We start from the raw sequence: 16,596 nt of genomic DNA on the forward strand, positions 1-16,596 counted from the left end.
CAAATTACTGGAAACATCACTCATACACTGAAAATGAGGTTTTACTCTTGAAAGCACCTTTCATCACACTGTCTCTGTTGGTAACAGGGATAGTCAGCTCTCTTGCTCACGCGGGAGGGTTAAACCTATCTCAGATTGCGACAACCAAAAGCGTTGGCACAGCAGGTGTTGGAAACGTAACCGCGAACGATGCATCTGCGGTGATCACCAATGCTGCAGGGTTATCGGTCATTGAAGAAAGCGCTTGGATTCTCGGTGTTCAATACCTCGATGTTGAAACCACTTTTGTTCGTGACGATAACTCGGCTTCGACCACGGGAAGCAGCGCGGATGTTCTCCCTCACTTGTCTTACGCATCAAGGCTCAATGATCAATGGGTCGTTGGCGCAGCATTGCACGCAGCTGGCGGCACTGGCGTTGAATACTCACACGGCGTTGGCGCACACCCTGCTTTATTGATCAAAGAAAATAGCATTTCCGCACTCAACTTAACGTCTTCATTGTCATATCAAGTAAATGAACAACTGTCTCTTGGTGGTTCTTTGATATTGCAGCACGCTGCGCTTGAAACTCAAGCTTTGAACGGTCGTGAACTCCAAGGGGATAGCCTTGATCTAGGGTTCGGCCTGAGTCTCAATCACCACATCAGTGACAACACACAATTGGGTGTCAGTTATCAGAGCCAATTTGATCACGACCTTTCCCTTGATACCGCCAACGCTTTTGGAATTAGCTCTGAATTGACGTGGGTTCGAAGCTTAAATTTAGGGTTGAAGCATTCATTAAATGAAGACTTAAACCTTCTGCTCAGCTCAAACATGGAGACATGGCAAGATTATGATGACAAATACTCAACCACCTATTCTCTTGGGGTTGGTGTGGAATACGCATATGAGGATTGGTTGCTATACAGCGGACTGAGCGGTGACACAAGCCCTGTAAGCAGTCAAAACAGGGATGTGTTACTCCCGCTCGATAAACAGTGGCGTATCGGATTCGGTGCTGAGAAGAAGATATCCAATGACTTACATCTAGGGTTGAGCTACCAATACCAAGATTTAGGCTATGGTGAAATTGATGCTGACTCAGGACTATTTCAGCCCTCGGGCAGCTATTCGACCAACAGAGTTCACTTCATCACTTTATCTCTTCGCCATTAAATCGAACTCTTGAGCGTTCCATTCTTAGCTTCTAGCTTCTAGCTTCTAGCTTCTAGCAAGAAATGGTACAAAAAAAGGATTGGCCGAAACAGCAATCCTTTTCATTTCATGAATATCATGCTGCTAACCAGAAAGGCTCTAACGCCCTTTACGCTCATGGTAATTGTCGTTATTGTGATTCTCTACGTCATCATCACAAGGACTGTCTGAGAGTTATGAACAGCACGATTGAAACTATTCTGGGGCACCGCTCCATTCGTCAATATACAAATCAACCGATTGAAAAAGCACAACTTGATGTGATTATTCAGGCTGGTCTCGCGGCTTCATCATCGAGCTTACTGCAGGCTGTTTCTATTGTGAGAGTGACAGACACAGAGAAGCGCAAGTTGCTAGCTGAATACGCAGGCAACCAAGCTTACGTTGAGAACGCGGCTGAGTTTTTGGTGTTCTGTATCGACTATCAACGCCACGCTCAAATCAACCCTGAAGTGAAAACCGACTTTACTGAACTGACCCTGATTGGCGCAGTCGACTCTGGCATCATGGCGCAAAACTGCATGCTGGCTGCTGAGTCTCTAGGTCTGGGTGGCGTGTACATTGGCGGGCTGCGTAACAGCGCACAACAAGTCGATGAACTGTTAGCACTACCACAACACACCGCCGTGTTGTTTGGGATGTGTTTAGGTCACCCAGCACAGCAACCAGAGGTTAAGCCTCGCCTGCCTGCTCACGTGGTGATGCACGAAAACCAATACCAACCGCTGAGCTTAGATGACATTGCCAGCTACGATGATTCGATGCAAAGCTACTACGCAAACCGTTCAAGTAATCAAAAGCAGAGCAGTTGGTCACAGCAGATCACTCAAAAACTGTCTGGCGAATCTCGCCCACATATCCTGCCTTACTTGAACAGCAAGCAGCTGACCAAGCGTTAAGCCGTTAAGCCGTTAAGCCGTTAAGCCGTTAAGCGATTAGAGCTAGCAGCAAACAGCAGTACAAACAAAAATGTCAGCGTATTATGCGCTGACATTTTTCATTTCTATGGTGCTAATTCTTTTACAAGTATTTCTCAATTGGTAGCAGTTGTAAGAAGCCTGATTGCATGCGTTCCCACTTGCCGGTTTCTGGTTCGCTGTCCCAGCTTTGCTCGCCGGAATACCAATACACATCGCCGTCTTCCAGTTCCAAGCGCCAGCTGTTGTCTTCACTCATTGCTTGCTCAATGGTTTCTGCTAACGTTTCTGCAATCTCTTTGCTCTCGATGATCAAAACCGATTCCGTATTGAGATAGGTAGAGCGTAAGTTGAAGTTAAATGAACCAATACTCGCGATACTGCGGTCAAACACCACTGATTTTGCATGCAAGCCATAGGCCGTCTCAGGCGCACATTTAGACACATCTTGAGTCGATGCTTCACACAACTTGGAGTCTGGTTTTAGCTCAAACAGGTCGATGCCATGATCTAACATGTCGTAGCGGCGACCCGCATAGGCAGAGTGATTAGTCACTAAGTCATTAGACGCCATAGAGTTAGTTAGCGCTTTTATCTCAACGCCCTTATTGTTCAATACTTGCCACGCTTCGAGTTGACCATCATCGAATACAAGGTAAGCCGATTCCAACAAGATCTCTTGTTTAGATTCACTTGCTAGCTGTCCTAACAGAACCGCCGTTGCTTTCGGTTGATCGGTATTATCTGAGTCAACAGGCACAGGGCGATCATAAGCGAAACTGGCATTAACCCAAGTCATCTCGTCAAGAGCCTCTTTCAACAAGCTCTCTGACGCTTCACGATTTAGTGGTAACTCTGGGTAGTTTTTGTATTGTGGAACGGTTATATCATCAATCTTTGAAAGATCCTGTTGTTCATCATCACCCAACATATCAACAGGGTAAGACCAACGGCTGTCCCAATATTCAATAAAGCTAGTTTGGATCGTGGTAACCACTGTGCCCATCACCAATACATCACGATCTCGAAAGTTGATCTCGTCAGAAAGATCGAAGTATTCGTCACCAATATTACGTCCACCCACTACTGACAAAGTGCCATCTACGGTAAACGACTTATTGTGCATACGGCGATTTAAACGAGAAAAATCACCAACAAAGCTCAACCATTTATTGAAACCACGGCGTGTTGGTGTTGGATTGAATATTCGAATCTCAACATTCGGGTGCGCATCAAGTGCCGATAACAGGCCTTCGCGCTCATTGAGGTTGATGTCATCCAACATCACTCGAACCTTAACACCACGATCAGCGGCCGCTAATAAACGGCTGGCGAGATACCTGCCCGATTCGTCAGAGTTCCAGATGTAATATTGAATGTCGATGCTGTGCTCTGCACTTTCAACCAACGCTAATCGCTGAGCTAACGCATCCCAACCGGATTCTTGCAGACGAACGGCTGTAGTTGCCTGCTCTGATGCTTCGGGTTGATATTCATCCGCTAAAACTGACAAAGTGCTTGGTCCATAAGAGGTGTACGGTTCTGTAGGGTGGTCGATGCCTTCTGGTAATGAAGAACAGCCGCCAAGAATGGCGACTAAAATTAAGGTTAAACTGATGCGTTGGAGCACAGGCATGTGTCAGACTTCCTTTTCACGGTGACGTCTTTAGAAACTGTCCCGACAGCTGTGCTATTAACAAGCTGTTCAGGTCTATTCATTGATTATTACCGCTACAGCCTGAAATTTATAGGTAATTATCCAGTATAAATGAAACATCAACGATCCATTGTGAGTAACACAACACCAAAACCCTCCCTTCTCCATTTAACCTTTGTTCTGAAATTACTGCGATTTCAGCTGTTCGATACCCAAGCAATAAAGGCTTAAAGGCTTTCTTACCATCCCAACAGTGATCTGAATTCTATCTGGATTGCAGCTCAGTGCTAGCGCGTAGCCATGCAGATAGTCCACCAGCAAATGAAGGGCGTTTTCGGTTTGTTCGGCAGTTAGATTCAAAGGGCTCAACACCGCTTCAAAGCGCTCGCTAAACACCTCAACGGGGCCCAGAGATTTCATTGTGAGCAGGGTTTCTAACAATCCACGATAGTCATTCAATACAGATAAATAACTTACACTGAGTTGATAAAGATTCTCTTGCCACACTTGGTTTTGCTGAGGCAGCACGACTTCTCTTACCAAAGAGACCGTAATCGACTCCAAGAGATCGTTTTTATTCTTGAAGTAATGGTAAATCGCCATCGCATCCACACCGAGTTCTGTCGCGAGCCCTCGAATACTCGGCACTTTTCCAGTATCGCGCATCATGCTTTTTGCTGTATCTAAGATCTTCTCAGCGCTGAGTTGGCTTGATCCACTCTTTGGTCGACCTCGTTTTTGATCCTTGACAGTCATAACACCACCTTTTAAACTCAATATTCTACACTGTAGAATATTTTAATTTATTACTGTGCAAATGCCAAGTTCCTGTTCAATTTCGGAGTTAAAAATGTCAAATATTGTCTTTATCGGTGCAAGTCTAGATGGTTACATTGCAGACAAACAAGGTGATCTAGACTGGCTACAAGCAATCCCAAACCCAGAAGGCGATGACATGGGTTACAACGCCCATACTGATCGTATTGATGCTTTGGTCATGGGCCGCAACACGATGGATATGGTGTTGAGCTTCGGCATTGATTGGCCTTACATCAAGCCTGTCTATGTATTGAGTAACACCTTGACGAAAGTACCTAAGGAACTGGAAAGTAAAGTATTCTTGATGAAGGGCGAGCTTAAACAAATTGTCGCGGATTTGAATAAAAAGGGCCTAAAGAACCTGTACATTGATGGCGGCGTCACCATTCAAAATTTCCTCAAAGAAGACCTGATTGATGAGCTGATCATCTCGACGATTCCTGTCGTTCTTGGTGGTGGTTCTCCGCTGTTTGGTGACTTAGTTTCTCCTCTCGACTTTACATTGAAAGGCGTCACGACATACCTTGATGAGATAGTGCAAACGCATTACTTACGTAAGCGTTAAGCTATTGTTCATATAAAGGGAATGTAACGATCAACACTGAAAACAGTGTTCACGCTGCATAACCTTTATAGTCCCTACCAAAACCTCCCCTAAAGTAGTACCATTTATCGTATCTCATTCTTAATGGTATCTGGGTCTTATGAAGCTTTTAGTCGATCGCACTGGTGAACAGTTTTTAGAAATTCTGGAAGAATCGGGAGACAATCTGACGGTTCAATTCATTAGCAATGAAGGCAATCGAAAGGGAAAGCCATTCCAAGATAGCTTGAGTGGCTTGTTCCTGACAGGTTGGAAACCTCGCACGACCTCAACTGCTATCGGCCTAGAACGCTTTAAGCAAGGCAAGCTGCAAGATCCTAAAGTCAGTTTTGCGCTACACCAACTTTACCCATTGGGTCGTGATATAAAGTTAACTAGTGGGGAGATAGCGACAATAGCGAGTTACGCCAACACGCATGCCGACGGCTACTACATGTTTGTGCACCTTAACGACGAATTGAAACGCCTGAAGATGACACCGGAATGGGAGCTGCTCCCTTCTGTTGTGAGATTAGCCCTACCTTATTACCCAGCCCCAAGAAGCCAACAAGAACTCGACAACATTGATGACTTTGATGCTTGGGCGGGCGGTTTTTAGCATTCTACTGTTTCCAGCTACCTCCCGTTGACTCGGTTTACTAGCAAGAATAGTTAAAATAAAGCCCAAAGCTGAAATGCCCCCCAATAGTTCGAGCTCTAATTAGGTTTCGACGCTAGTCGTTATCGATCGCTTTCAAAACCTTACATGGGTTACCCACAGCAACCACATTGGCTGGGATGTCTTTAGTTACCACACTGCCTGCGCCAATAACGCTGTTTTCGCCAATGGTGACACCGGGGCAGATGATTACACCGCCGCCAAGCCAAACATTGTTGCCGACGTTGATCGGTGTGCCAAACTCAACGCCCTCTTCAACTCGGCCTTTCACATCAAGTGGGTGACCTGCCGTTAGAATCTGTACATTTGGCCCAAGCAGCACATTGTCACCAATGGTCACTTCGGCTACATCCAAAATCACGCAGTTAAAGTTAGCGTAGAAGTTCTTACCCAGCTTGATGTTTGAGCCATAGTCGCAACGAAATGGCGGTTCTAAGTGCGCATTTTCACAGCCCGGAATAAGCTCTTGCGTGGCCGCTTCCCATTCGGGTGTGTCTGGAATACTGTTATTGAGTTTTTGAAGTGTTTTCTTACACTCAATTCGCGCTGAATAAAGCTCTTTATCCCAAGCCTGATAAGGTTCGCCTGCTAGCATTTTTTGTTTTTCTGTTTTCACGTTACTTACCTGCTCTTTCACATTACTTACCTACTGGTGGTCAATTCAACGACCAAAGAACGCAATATCGCATATCTAATAAAGCGGAGTAAGCAAGGTTTGAGCATGATTTCAGAGATGCGTAGCCCATCACTTTTTGTAGGCTAAATATGAAATTCACTCACAGTTAATTGAGCCTAGACACGCGGGAAAACTGAGTCGCGAATCACCAAACAGTCAGTAGTTCTCGATTCAATTAGCCCCAACTAATTTAATAGGGGCATTTGCTTTCGCTGAACTAAAGTTTGTTCTTAATGCTGCTCAAAATACTGATCGTGCTGTGATTTTCCAGATTGGTCTTGAGTTCCGGAGTAGAACTGTACGAGCGTTTGATCAGCAAGTGTGAGGTGAATCCAACCCTCTTTGACTTTCAGCCAGTTGGTGCCGTTTGTCTCATAGACGATAGGAAAACTGCCCCAGCCTGACTTTGATACCTGCAGATCTTGAAAGCGATTAATCGGGGTGAGTTTATTGCTGTTGAAATCAGCACTGGAGTAAACCAACAGAGGCTTGATAGCATCGTTTGGCTTAAACGTATAACAGCTCACAGAGGCTGAAGTGCGATCAAACCACTGGTAAGGTTGTGCGCCCGTTAGATCATAGACCGTACAGTCGTTAAATTGAATGGCCCACTCTTGGTGAGCTTTAAAACCGAGGTAGCCTATTGGCTTTGATGGTTCAGGCTTCGAGTCAGCTTCTGGTTCATACACAGGTTCTGAGGTAGCACATCCCATAAGCCCAAGACTAAAAAGGAAAGTCACAGCAAGCTTCATCATTGTCATACCTCAGTTCCGTTTGTAGATGAGTAACTCAATTAAGTCTCTACATTAAACGGTAAGTTCCAAGCGATTACCATCAGGATCGATCACACAGCTCTCATAATAGCCATCGCCTGTTCTTCTTGGGCCATCTAATCGCTCATAACCGTCTTCGACCAAGCGTTGAGTCAGTTGATCGACTGCTTGTTCCGACCCTAATGAAATAGCCATATGAATGAAGCCAGTGAACTGGTCATAGATATCGTCTTTCGATTCAGGAACCGAGTCCATTTCCATTATTTCTAATCGGCTACCACTCTCAAAAGACAAGAAGTAAGAAGAGAAACCTTTGGTTGGATTATGATATTTCTGGTTAGACGTCGCGCCAAAGTAATCTTCATAAAAGCGTTTAAGTGTTTCAAGTTGTTTGGTCCAAATCGCGATATGTTCAATCTTCATTTTAATCACCTAATGTTTACGTATGAGACTAGATTACTCGCCAAACAAGGAAGGATAAACAGAACATAATTCATCAAAAGTGTTCCTGTTTAATGGTTATTTTCGCTATCAAAATACCAACATTAGTAGCACAGTATTAACATCTAAATTTGTGCAATACATAGCTTTGATCCATAGTTGGTGTTTTACACAATCTGAGATTCAAACTGTGAGCTTTTTAAAACTGATACTACTTGCGGCTATATGGGGAGGCTCGTTTCTTTTCATGAGAATGGCGGCTAATCCATTAGGGCCCGCAGTCTTGATTGAGGCCCGAGTTCTGTTCGCAGCACTGACTCTGCTTTTAGTTTCTTTCTATTTAAAAAAGAAGATCTCTTTTCATGAGCACGCGAAACACTTCTTCATTCTCGGGCTGTTTAACACCACACTTCCTTTTTTGCTTTTCGCTTATTCGGCTCAAACACTGAACGCCTCGACACTCGCCATCTTAAACTCTACCGCGCCAATATGGGCGGCAATCATTGGTGCGATATGGACCAAAACAGCACTTGAGGCGAAAGTTCTATTAGGACTTGGGATTGGGGTAGCGGGAGTTGGCGTGTTAGTCGGTTGGGATGCAATGAACATTGGCCGTGAGGCTATGCTTCCTATCTTTGCAGCAGTGATGGCGGCCTTTAGCTACGGAATAGCGTCAAACTATACGAAACAAGCCCCTAAAGTTGAGGCATTCAACAATGCTCATGGCAGCATGTGGGCTGCGGTGTTGCTGGTTTTACCATTTGTATTCTTTATTCCGATGAGAGAAACACCCGACATTACGATCACTACATCAGTTATCTTATTAGGCGCGGTATGTACTGGGTTAGCGTATCTACTTTACTTCAATCTAGTCTCTGAACTCGGCGCACCTTCAGCCCTGTCCGTGACCTTCATCATTCCGGTATTTGGTATTCTCTGGGGTAACTTATTCTTAGATGAAGCAATTGGCATCAATACGATTACTGGTTCAATTCTGGTTATCACTGGCACCATGTTAGTGACAGGTATGACACCTTCTAAGATGATAGAGAGTGCGAAGCAAAAACGAGCGGCGAGAGGAGCTCGTTAATCAGCTCCCAATAGGCCTTAGCAGATCAGAAATGAACACTTAAAAATCTTAACCGTACTTATTTGAACGACGTCAGAACGCTAATTAGATGACGATTTAACCAATAGAAACCGTTGGTCTGCCATATATTGCTGCATGGGCAAAGCCTCCACTTCAACTAACAAATTTAGTTGAAGTGGAGGCTTTTTAATATGAGTGGTATTCGATAGCAAATAATCTTAGCAACCCCTGAAAAACAGTACTCTGCTTTTTAAACCAGACCTTTGTTTCACGGTTTCTCAATAGCAATACACATCCGTACTTTCCATATCTCAGCATGTGAAGTAGTAGAAACTTTGTGCAATGAAACTTTGTTATAAAAGTTATCCGGACTCTTTATTCAAGGAAGGAAGATGCGAAAAAAGATCATGATTACAGGTGCGACAGATGGTATCGGTTTAGAGACCGCGAAAATGTTAGCCCAACAAGGGCATCACATCCTTATCCATGGACGTAACCCAACCAAACTCAGCAAAGTAGAAGCCGGCCTTTCTCGATTATCCAAGGATGCGATTATCGAAAGTTATGTTGCCGATCTCTCTTCTCTTTCTGAAGTTGAAGCGCTCGCCAACCAAATAAAGTCGAAGCATGAACAGCTCGACGTACTCATTAACAACGCCGGCGTCTACAAAGTTTCCGAGATCACTACCAAAGACAATCTCGATGTCCGATTTAGCGTCAACACCATTGCCCCTTATTTACTGACTCAAAAGCTGCTACCACTTTTTGATGCCAACGGTCGCATCGTCAATCTATCTTCAGCTGCTCAGTCATCGGTCGATCTCGAGGCGCTTGTCAGCCCAAATCCTGACGCTTTAGATGGCCCCATCTACGCACAAAGTAAGTTGGCGTTAACTATGTGGTCAATCCATCTTGCGCACCAATTAGGAGATCAAGGGCCCCTAATCATTCCCGTTAATCCAGCCTCATTTCTTGGCAGTAAATTGGTTAAAGATGCGTATGGTTTGGAAGGCAATGACTTGGGAATAGGCGCTGATATCTTGTGCCGAGCGGCACTATCGGAAGAGTTTTCTAACGCTTCTGGGAAATATTTTGATAATGACTCCGGGCTATTTAAAGATCCCCATGCCGATGCATTAAATTCGGATAAAAATCAGAAACTGGTGACGACTCTCGACCAGTTGCTTACAGATAAGCTTTAGTTAAAAACTCGACTCTCCCTAGCCAGATACAATGAGTGCTCCGTATATAGGGCATTCCACAACCCAAAGTTGTCTGATGTGGTTACGACCAAACTCCAGCAATATTTAGATATAATTGAATTGGTTCATCCACCCGACAAGTTAACTGGTGTTAGCGAAAGGAAGACATTACGCATACTTGATGAAAGCTTGGCTTAACCGCTGAAAGAGTGAATCTACGTTGGGAAGGCTCGTCAAGTGCGCGGACAACAGTGTATGAACCTGCGCATCCACCACGGTCGGGTTATCGCAAATTTGATTATAAAAATTCACAGGCGCAACGATGTTCTCTAGGTCGGCATCTAACAAGATACAAGCTTGCGAAAGTACAATTTGGCCGCCCCCTTGTTTAAGCAATACACGCTGCGCAGTACCCACTATTTTTTGTTTATTGATATTGAGGTTGTAGTCACCATCACAATAAGATCCGGGGGTTGCGTGTACATCCACATCGATGCCCAGTTCTTTAAAAAACAGGGTTAATACATCGCATAAATGTCGATACGCTTTTTGGATGTTGTAGGCTTCATCGCGAGGCCAATGGTAAATGTGCGATAGGTTAATGATCCCCGGCAGTTGGGGAACGGGAGCGCCACCTGTTTTTCGCGAGGTGAGTTGCCAGCCTTGTGCCGCAAGTTGCTTTCTAGACTCTAACGTCACTGGCCACTTTTTACCTGCAGGCAAAACGAGTGTCGGTGTTTTTGCTTGCCAGAGCATTAAGGCTTGTCCAATCTCACCGGCCTGTATTTGCTGCAATAACTCATCTTCTTTTTCAAACGCACGATCAACATCAATGTGCGGGTAACGTACGAGTTTATTGGTTAACTTCAAAGCACTTTCCTCTACAGATTGTGGTGACCTAATATTTAGCGTTCTGGGATGGTTGATTATAGATAGGGCTAGTTATCCCCAAAAACTTCCGTACACATCCGCATTTAGAACCTCAAAAAACGCCTCAAGGCTCTTCACCTCTGCTGTCGGTTCGTAAATGTGCCATTTTAAATCAGATTTCATCCAATAGATTGCCCACTCATTACGTGATTTGTAGTACTTCACTTTGGCTATAGGACTTTCCATTTTTTCACTTGGGTCGTTCCATTTCGGGCGAACTTCGAATATTTCTATTGCTTGCCCATTCACTCGATATCCTAAATCTAACTGGTCCCTAATTTCTACAGGTGGTCGACGAGAGTCCAGATAGATCTCAACTGTTTTTTCATATCGTTTTTGTTCGATTTCAGAGAATGCCATATCAGTTACCTAAGCTATTAATCAACTTCAGTTTACGACGTAAAAGTAGTCGTACGCATTTGTTATATTTTTGATTCGTACATCATTTTAGCCTGGACAGCTTTGTCTAATCGGCGATGGACCAAAGAGACCATAGAAAGGATATCTAATGCATCAATTTCCTCTATAGTCCAAGTGATTTTTGGTGCATGGGCTGTAGTATTACGAAATGTACCAAATAGCCCTTTTAGTAAATTCATAAAGCCTTTTTGTTCACTTTTCTCGCTTTCACTAACTAAAGAGTTTAATGCTAAATGCGGTACTTGCTTAAAAGAAAAAGCCTCATCAACCAACGCTGAACCATCAGAAGTTAAACCTGTTTTATTTCTGATTTTATCAGCTACACTTTTAGTCGCCTCGAATACAGCATGAAAGTAATTATCTACAACTAATTCTTCTTTACAGTATTTCAGAACATCGGGATGGACATTACGAGAGACTAAATGATCCTTTAATTTATAAGCCCTTGCGGCAGCTTCACTGATCGTATTCGATTTAGTTACTGTGCCTAACTTTCCATTTTCGCCAATATTGAAACCAGCAAAACTGAGAATCTGGTTTAATTGGAACCGAGTATCATTAAACCATTCTAAATTATTGTAATGACGAGCCGGATTAATCGCATTTTGGATAAAAGCCAAAACATTGTTAGCGCACCCGTCAATCATTTGTTTATTTGCTAATGCTGAGTTCAACCTTTTCCATTTGGTATTAGCTGAATCAATATCTTCAATACCAGATTCGTAAAGTAACTTTCCTATTTCTGTTCCAGTAAAACCACTAGAAGTATCACCAAGTAATCGGCAAATAGATTCCACCACACTAAAATCTAAACTTTCTACTCTTGCCATAAATAACCTTAAAAAATATAACGAATGACACGGATTCCCCCTCCCGAGGATCTGCCACACTTATGTGGTACTTAAATGCATCGGAGGCACCATGCCTGATTATTCTTATTTCTGCGGTATCGCCCGAGCTAAGAACCACTTTAGCCTTCATGCCATAGACCAAAACGGTAAAGTCTTACTTCATAAGTCGGTAACTCGCTCTAAACTGCTGACTACAATAGCAAATATGCCACTCATGCGTATAGATATTGATGCGTGTGGTAGTGCACATTATTGTCAAAGAGCGATCTAAATTATGCCGTGGCTATCTCTAAAACAGTCCGACACCTTTTCTCGCTAACACAGGGTATTGATGGCTTCTGTCTGACAAGGTTGTCTGATATGGTGGCGGCAGAACTTCAGCAATTGTTTAGATAGTATTGAATATGAAAACACTAACCATACTTGATGGCGGCATGGGCCGAGAACTCAAAGAAATTGGCGCGCCATTTTCTCAACCGCTTTGGAGTGCTCAAGCGCTGATTGAAGCACCCGAATTTGTCAGCCAAGCGCATCAAAACTTTGTCGATGCAGGTGCTGAAATCTTGATCACCAATAGCTACGCGTGTGTGCCTTTTCATTTGGGTGAAGAGCTCTTTGAACAACGAGGCTTTGAACTCGCTGCACTATCTGGCGAACTGGCTAAAGCAGTTGCTGACAATGCTTCTCACACAGTGAAAGTGGCGGGCGCGATTCCACCGCCATTTGGCAGCTACCGACCAGACTTATTTAAGGTCGAAGAGGCCGCGCCAATCATCCAAACGCTTTACGATGCACAAGACCCGAACATCGACCTTTGGATAGCAGAAACCATCTGTAGCCTGCAAGAATTCGAATCAATTCATGCGGTACTCAAGCAATCAAACAAACCGTGTTATTACGCCTTTAGCTTGGAAGACACCAAGAGCGACTCTGCCAGCATTCGTTCTGGCGAAAGCGTAATAGACGCCATCAAACTTGCGTGCCAATCAAACGCGACAGGCATTATGTTTAACTGCTCAGTGCCAGAAGTGATGGATCAAGCCATTATTGATGCTAAGAAAGTGATTGGTGAGCTAGGCAGTGATTTAGAAATAGGTGTCTACGCCAATAACTTTGCACCGATCAGTAGCGAACATGAAGCAAATGATATGCTTCAAGAGATACGTGAACTGGATGGTCAAGGTTATTTAGTTTACGCAAAACGCTGGCACGCGCTGGGAGCGAATATTGTCGGTGGCTGTTGTGGCATCGGGCCAAAACACATTAAAGCCCTAGCCGCTTGGAAACGCTCCACACAGAGCTGATCCAGAGCTTCAACTAGAATAAAATAAATAGAGAACAGGTTGAGAAATCTGTTCTCTATTTGTATGTGGCGTCTCTGAGTACACTGATACAAAACAACGATTTGGAGCAACTGATGAGCGACACGCAGCGTAAAATTAAATGGGGTATCGCAGGGCTAGGCAATATCGCCAATCGATTCGCAACAGCTGTAACCGAGCACTGTCTGCATGGTGAATTGTATGCCGTTGCCGCAAGGGATCACTCACGCGCAGCTACGTTCGCCAATAAGTTTGGTTGCGACAAGGCTTATGGGTCTTATGAAGAGATGGCGAATGACCCAAGTGTTGAAGCGGTTTACATCGCTACGGTTCACCCATACCACCAGCCACTCGCCCAACTGTTTCTAAGCCATAAAAAACACGTATTGGTTGAGAAGCCGGCTTTCACTAATCTTGGTGATTGGCTGGAGATGAAAGCTCTCGCAAATCAAAATGGTGTGATGTTGCTAGAAGCGATGAAAACCGTGGTGTTTCCCGCGTATCGTGAGCTCCAATCATTCTTGGTCGACAACAACATTCAGATAGATTCAATCGAAGCCAGCTTTGGTAACCATCACGACTATGAGCCCGACTTGTTTATCTTCAATCCGGATTTGTCAGGCGGAGCAACGCTCGATGTTGGGGTCTATGGGCTTTGGTTCTTCTACGATCTGTGTCGAACGCTAGTTGTGAAACCTTCAAAACCTCAGGTAGAGATGTCGTGTCTTTATGAGGGGGCGAATGTTGATACCGATGCATGCTTTACATTCTCTGGTGATATGAACGGAAAAATATCGGCATCAACGGTGCAGAACCTTCCCCGAACAGCACATTTGAGTGGGCCTGATACCAAGATCACCATCCACGAGAAATGGTGGAATCCGGCCTTTATTGACATTGAACATCAAGGGAAAAAGTCGACCATCACCAACCAAGTGACGGGGAATGGATTCGAATTTGAAATCGACCATTTTTCAGGATTGGTGCTTCAAGGCAAAACTGAGTCGGATATCCTAAGCTCAGAGATAACCTCTCAAGTTCTCGATACGATGGAAAAGGCACTCATTGACTCTAACTATCCACATTTAACTCAACCTCGTCGTTAGGAAAGCAAATTGATGAGGTCTCTGTCTCGACTGGTAATGTGGTTGTCGTAAAATTGAATCAACCAGATTGGCATTTACCGCGCTTACTTTCCAGAGTTGAAGCCTCCGTATTTGATCCCTCATCACCGACTGATAGGTTGATTGGTTCTGGCGCGTTCTCATTAGACATATTCTCAAGCAAGATGTTGAGATTAAGCCGCAATAGCGCCTATTCACACAGCACGCCCATTCTCAATCGAGTCGAATTGTGGGTCAACCATTTGTGATTTATGACTAGACAAGTTTGGTAGCCTTTCCTACTTTCACGTAATGGAGCGAGTCTAGTGTCGCGTACCGTTACTTTATCTCTGAGCCACTTCCAACACTATCTTGCCGACGTGTTTTTTCTTCAAGAACTCGTCTTGTGCAGTATGGATGTCAGCCAATGGGAAAGACTCCGCGACAATTGCGCCAATCTGTTGTCTCTCAATACGGTTAACCAGGTTTTGAAATACTTGAGGCTCTAAAACCGTGCAACCAAAAAAACTAAGGTCTTTCAGGTACAGAGTGCGAACATCGAGATCGACCATCGCACCACCAATCGCACCAGAGACGGCATAACGACCATGCGATTTTAGGACTTCAAGAAACTCTGGCCACTTGTCACCGGCAACCAAATCGATAACCACATGCACACTATTTACACCTAATGCTTCCACCAAATCAGCGTCACGAGCAATCACTTCATCAGCACCCAATTCAAGTAACTGTTGGTTCTTGCTTGGGCTAGTAATTGCAATCACGTAAGCACCGCGTGCTTTCGCCAATTGAATCGCCGCTGAACCCACACCGCCCGATGCTCCGGAGATAAGCACGCGATCACCTTCAGCCACATTTGCGCGAGTCAGCATGTTCTCTGCTGTTGAGTAAGAACATGGGAAAGACGCTAACTCTACATCCGACATAGAACTGTTCACCGCATAAGCGTGTTTCGCTGCCACTTTTGTGTACTCAGCAAAACCACCATCGCACTCAGAGCCAAAATACCATGGCTGTGGTAGATCTCGTCCGTACACTTCCGTTAAACAAGGTTCAATAAGAACACGCTCACCAATACGATCAGCCGAGACTTCATTGCCGACTGCCACGATTAAACCACACACGTCAGCACCTTGGATACGAGGGAACTTTAGCGCTTCACCCGACCAACTGGCGTCGTCTGAATCATCGTTTTTTGAGTACCATCCGATTCGTGTGTTGATGTCGGTGTTGTTCACACCTGCGGCCATCACCTTGATCAACACTTCATTAGATTCAATTTGAGGAACAGCGATATCTTCACGGTAGCCAAGCATTTCTGCTCCGCCATGACCCAACATCTCTACGCCTTTCATTGTTTTCGGTAGTTCGAATTTCATCGTATTTCCTTGAGTAATTTTGTCACCATATTCTGTGCTGATACCACCGCTTCTTCGCCTAATACTGGCCACGCGCTTGATACACCTTCATGAAGTAGAAAAAGCTCTGAAGACAGATCGTCTCGTTGACTCTGCTTCCCCAGAAGTGCTTTTACTTCTCGTTTATGTTCAGTAACAGCTTGATTAATTATCTCGTTGTCAGGAAAAGCCGCCATCGCATTCATCGACATACAACCGTGTGGTGCATACTCTTCCATCCACTGTTGTAACTTGTCGAAGATATCCAGTATGGATGCCAGGCCATCAGCAGGCGCATTTTCTAATAGGAAATTTAGGTAGCGGTGATGACGGTGCTCTAAGGCGCCCACTATCATCGCTTCTTTCGATGGATAATGTTTGTAGAGCGTACGTAGGCTGACATTACATGCCGTCTTTAGTTGAGCCACACTCGGCTCTGCAAAACCATGCTGGCTAAACGCAACCTCAAGGCTCTCTGCAATTTGTTCTCTTAGCATGCTGATCTCTTATACCTAA

Annotated in this window: 18 protein-coding genes and 2 pseudogenes; 10 read left to right on the forward strand and 10 right to left on the reverse strand. The window is 44.5% G+C overall.

From position 1 onward, the window contains the following. The first annotated feature begins 47 nt into the window (after positions 1–47). Both OCV44_RS16805 and nfsA read left to right on the forward strand, forming a co-directional pair. Positions 48–1,160 (forward strand): OmpP1/FadL family transporter, encoded by a 1,113-nt coding sequence (locus OCV44_RS16805; RefSeq protein WP_139683707.1) that lies wholly within the window; start codon positions 48–50, stop codon positions 1,158–1,160. Positions 1,161–1,375: 215 nt separating this feature from the next. Further along, complete coding sequence (gene nfsA / locus OCV44_RS16810) at positions 1,376–2,098, forward strand: oxygen-insensitive NADPH nitroreductase (RefSeq protein WP_139683706.1); 723 nt, start codon at positions 1,376–1,378, stop codon at positions 2,096–2,098. A 121-nt stretch (positions 2,099–2,219) separates the two neighbouring features. On the opposite strand, the gene OCV44_RS16815 is transcribed toward nfsA, so the two are convergent. After that, positions 2,220–3,752, reverse strand: a complete 1,533-nt coding sequence (locus OCV44_RS16815; RefSeq protein ID WP_139683705.1) for a phospholipase D family protein — start codon at positions 3,750–3,752, stop codon at positions 2,220–2,222. A gap of 207 nt (positions 3,753–3,959) precedes the next feature. Continuing rightward, complete coding sequence (locus tag OCV44_RS16820) at positions 3,960–4,529, reverse strand: TetR/AcrR family transcriptional regulator (RefSeq protein ID WP_139683704.1); 570 nt, start codon at positions 4,527–4,529, stop codon at positions 3,960–3,962. Between the two features lie 61 nt (positions 4,530–4,590). Here OCV44_RS16820 and OCV44_RS16825 point away from each other — a divergent pair, with 61 nt between their 5' ends. Both OCV44_RS16825 and OCV44_RS16830 read left to right on the forward strand, forming a co-directional pair. After that, positions 4,591–5,157, forward strand: a complete 567-nt coding sequence (locus tag OCV44_RS16825) for a dihydrofolate reductase family protein (RefSeq protein ID WP_139683703.1) — start codon at positions 4,591–4,593, stop codon at positions 5,155–5,157. Between the two features lie 139 nt (positions 5,158–5,296). Next, the gene (locus tag OCV44_RS16830; RefSeq protein ID WP_139683702.1) at positions 5,297–5,794 is read left to right on the forward strand and encodes a hypothetical protein; all 498 of its coding nucleotides are present in this window, start codon (positions 5,297–5,299) and stop codon (positions 5,792–5,794) included. 115 nt (positions 5,795–5,909) lie between these two features. On the opposite strand, the gene OCV44_RS16835 is transcribed toward OCV44_RS16830, so the two are convergent. From OCV44_RS16835 to OCV44_RS16845, 3 genes are all read right to left on the reverse strand, one after another. Continuing rightward, complete coding sequence (locus tag OCV44_RS16835; RefSeq protein ID WP_139683701.1) at positions 5,910–6,470, reverse strand: sugar O-acetyltransferase; 561 nt, start codon at positions 6,468–6,470, stop codon at positions 5,910–5,912. Between the two features lie 290 nt (positions 6,471–6,760). Further along, positions 6,761–7,285, reverse strand: coding sequence for a hypothetical protein (locus tag OCV44_RS16840; protein ID WP_139683776.1), 525 nt, complete (start codon positions 7,283–7,285; stop codon positions 6,761–6,763). A gap of 51 nt (positions 7,286–7,336) precedes the next feature. Then, entirely contained in the window at positions 7,337–7,726 is a 390-nt protein-coding gene (locus OCV44_RS16845; protein ID WP_139683700.1) for a VOC family protein, read from the reverse strand. A 265-nt stretch (positions 7,727–7,991) separates the two neighbouring features. On the opposite strand from OCV44_RS16845, the gene OCV44_RS16850 reads away from it, so the two are divergent. After that, positions 7,992–8,834, forward strand: a complete 843-nt coding sequence (locus OCV44_RS16850) for a DMT family transporter (protein ID WP_246091693.1) — start codon at positions 7,992–7,994, stop codon at positions 8,832–8,834. 392 nt (positions 8,835–9,226) lie between these two features. Then, positions 9,227–10,036: an SDR family NAD(P)-dependent oxidoreductase gene (locus OCV44_RS16855; RefSeq protein ID WP_139683698.1), complete on the forward strand. Its 810-nt coding sequence runs from the start codon at positions 9,227–9,229 to the stop codon at positions 10,034–10,036. Positions 10,037–10,204: 168 nt separating this feature from the next. Here the strand turns inward: OCV44_RS16855 and OCV44_RS16860 are convergent, their stop codons facing one another. The 3 genes from OCV44_RS16860 to OCV44_RS16870 form a co-directional block, all read right to left on the reverse strand. Further along, on the reverse strand, positions 10,205–10,906 hold the full coding sequence (locus OCV44_RS16860) for a lipoate--protein ligase family protein (protein ID WP_139683697.1): 702 nt from the start codon (positions 10,904–10,906) through the stop codon (positions 10,205–10,207). A gap of 72 nt (positions 10,907–10,978) precedes the next feature. Then, positions 10,979–11,326 (reverse strand): DUF3024 domain-containing protein, encoded by a 348-nt coding sequence (locus OCV44_RS16865; protein ID WP_139683696.1) that lies wholly within the window; start codon positions 11,324–11,326, stop codon positions 10,979–10,981. A gap of 62 nt (positions 11,327–11,388) precedes the next feature. Next, entirely contained in the window at positions 11,389–12,216 is an 828-nt protein-coding gene (locus tag OCV44_RS16870; RefSeq protein ID WP_108192308.1) for a TIGR02391 family protein, read from the reverse strand. 91 nt (positions 12,217–12,307) lie between these two features. On the opposite strand from OCV44_RS16870, the pseudogene OCV44_RS16875 reads away from it, so the two are divergent. From OCV44_RS16875 to OCV44_RS16890, 4 genes and pseudogenes are all read left to right on the forward strand, one after another. Then, positions 12,308–12,505 (forward strand): annotated as a pseudogene (locus OCV44_RS16875) (IS110 family transposase); the annotation flags it as partial. Between the two features lie 136 nt (positions 12,506–12,641). Next, on the forward strand, positions 12,642–13,541 hold the full coding sequence (locus tag OCV44_RS16880; protein ID WP_139683695.1) for a homocysteine S-methyltransferase family protein: 900 nt from the start codon (positions 12,642–12,644) through the stop codon (positions 13,539–13,541). 113 nt (positions 13,542–13,654) lie between these two features. Continuing rightward, positions 13,655–14,665, forward strand: coding sequence for a Gfo/Idh/MocA family protein (locus tag OCV44_RS16885; protein ID WP_139683694.1), 1,011 nt, complete (start codon positions 13,655–13,657; stop codon positions 14,663–14,665). A gap of 2 nt (positions 14,666–14,667) precedes the next feature. After that, positions 14,668–14,919: pseudogene (locus tag OCV44_RS16890) on the forward strand (peptide ABC transporter substrate-binding protein); the annotation flags it as partial. Between the two features lie 87 nt (positions 14,920–15,006). On the opposite strand, the gene OCV44_RS16895 reads toward OCV44_RS16890, so the two are convergent. Further along, a complete protein-coding gene (locus OCV44_RS16895; RefSeq protein ID WP_139683693.1) occupies positions 15,007–16,062 on the reverse strand; it encodes an alcohol dehydrogenase family protein in 1,056 nt (351 codons plus the stop codon). Further along, positions 16,059–16,577, reverse strand: coding sequence for a TetR/AcrR family transcriptional regulator (locus OCV44_RS16900; protein ID WP_139683692.1), 519 nt, complete (start codon positions 16,575–16,577; stop codon positions 16,059–16,061). Before OCV44_RS16900 ends, OCV44_RS16895 begins: the two co-directional genes overlap by 4 nt. Positions 16,578–16,596 lie beyond the last annotated feature (19 nt).

This window comes from Vibrio tasmaniensis (assembly GCF_024347635.1).
Classification (GTDB): Bacteria; Pseudomonadota; Gammaproteobacteria; order Enterobacterales; family Vibrionaceae; genus Vibrio; species Vibrio tasmaniensis.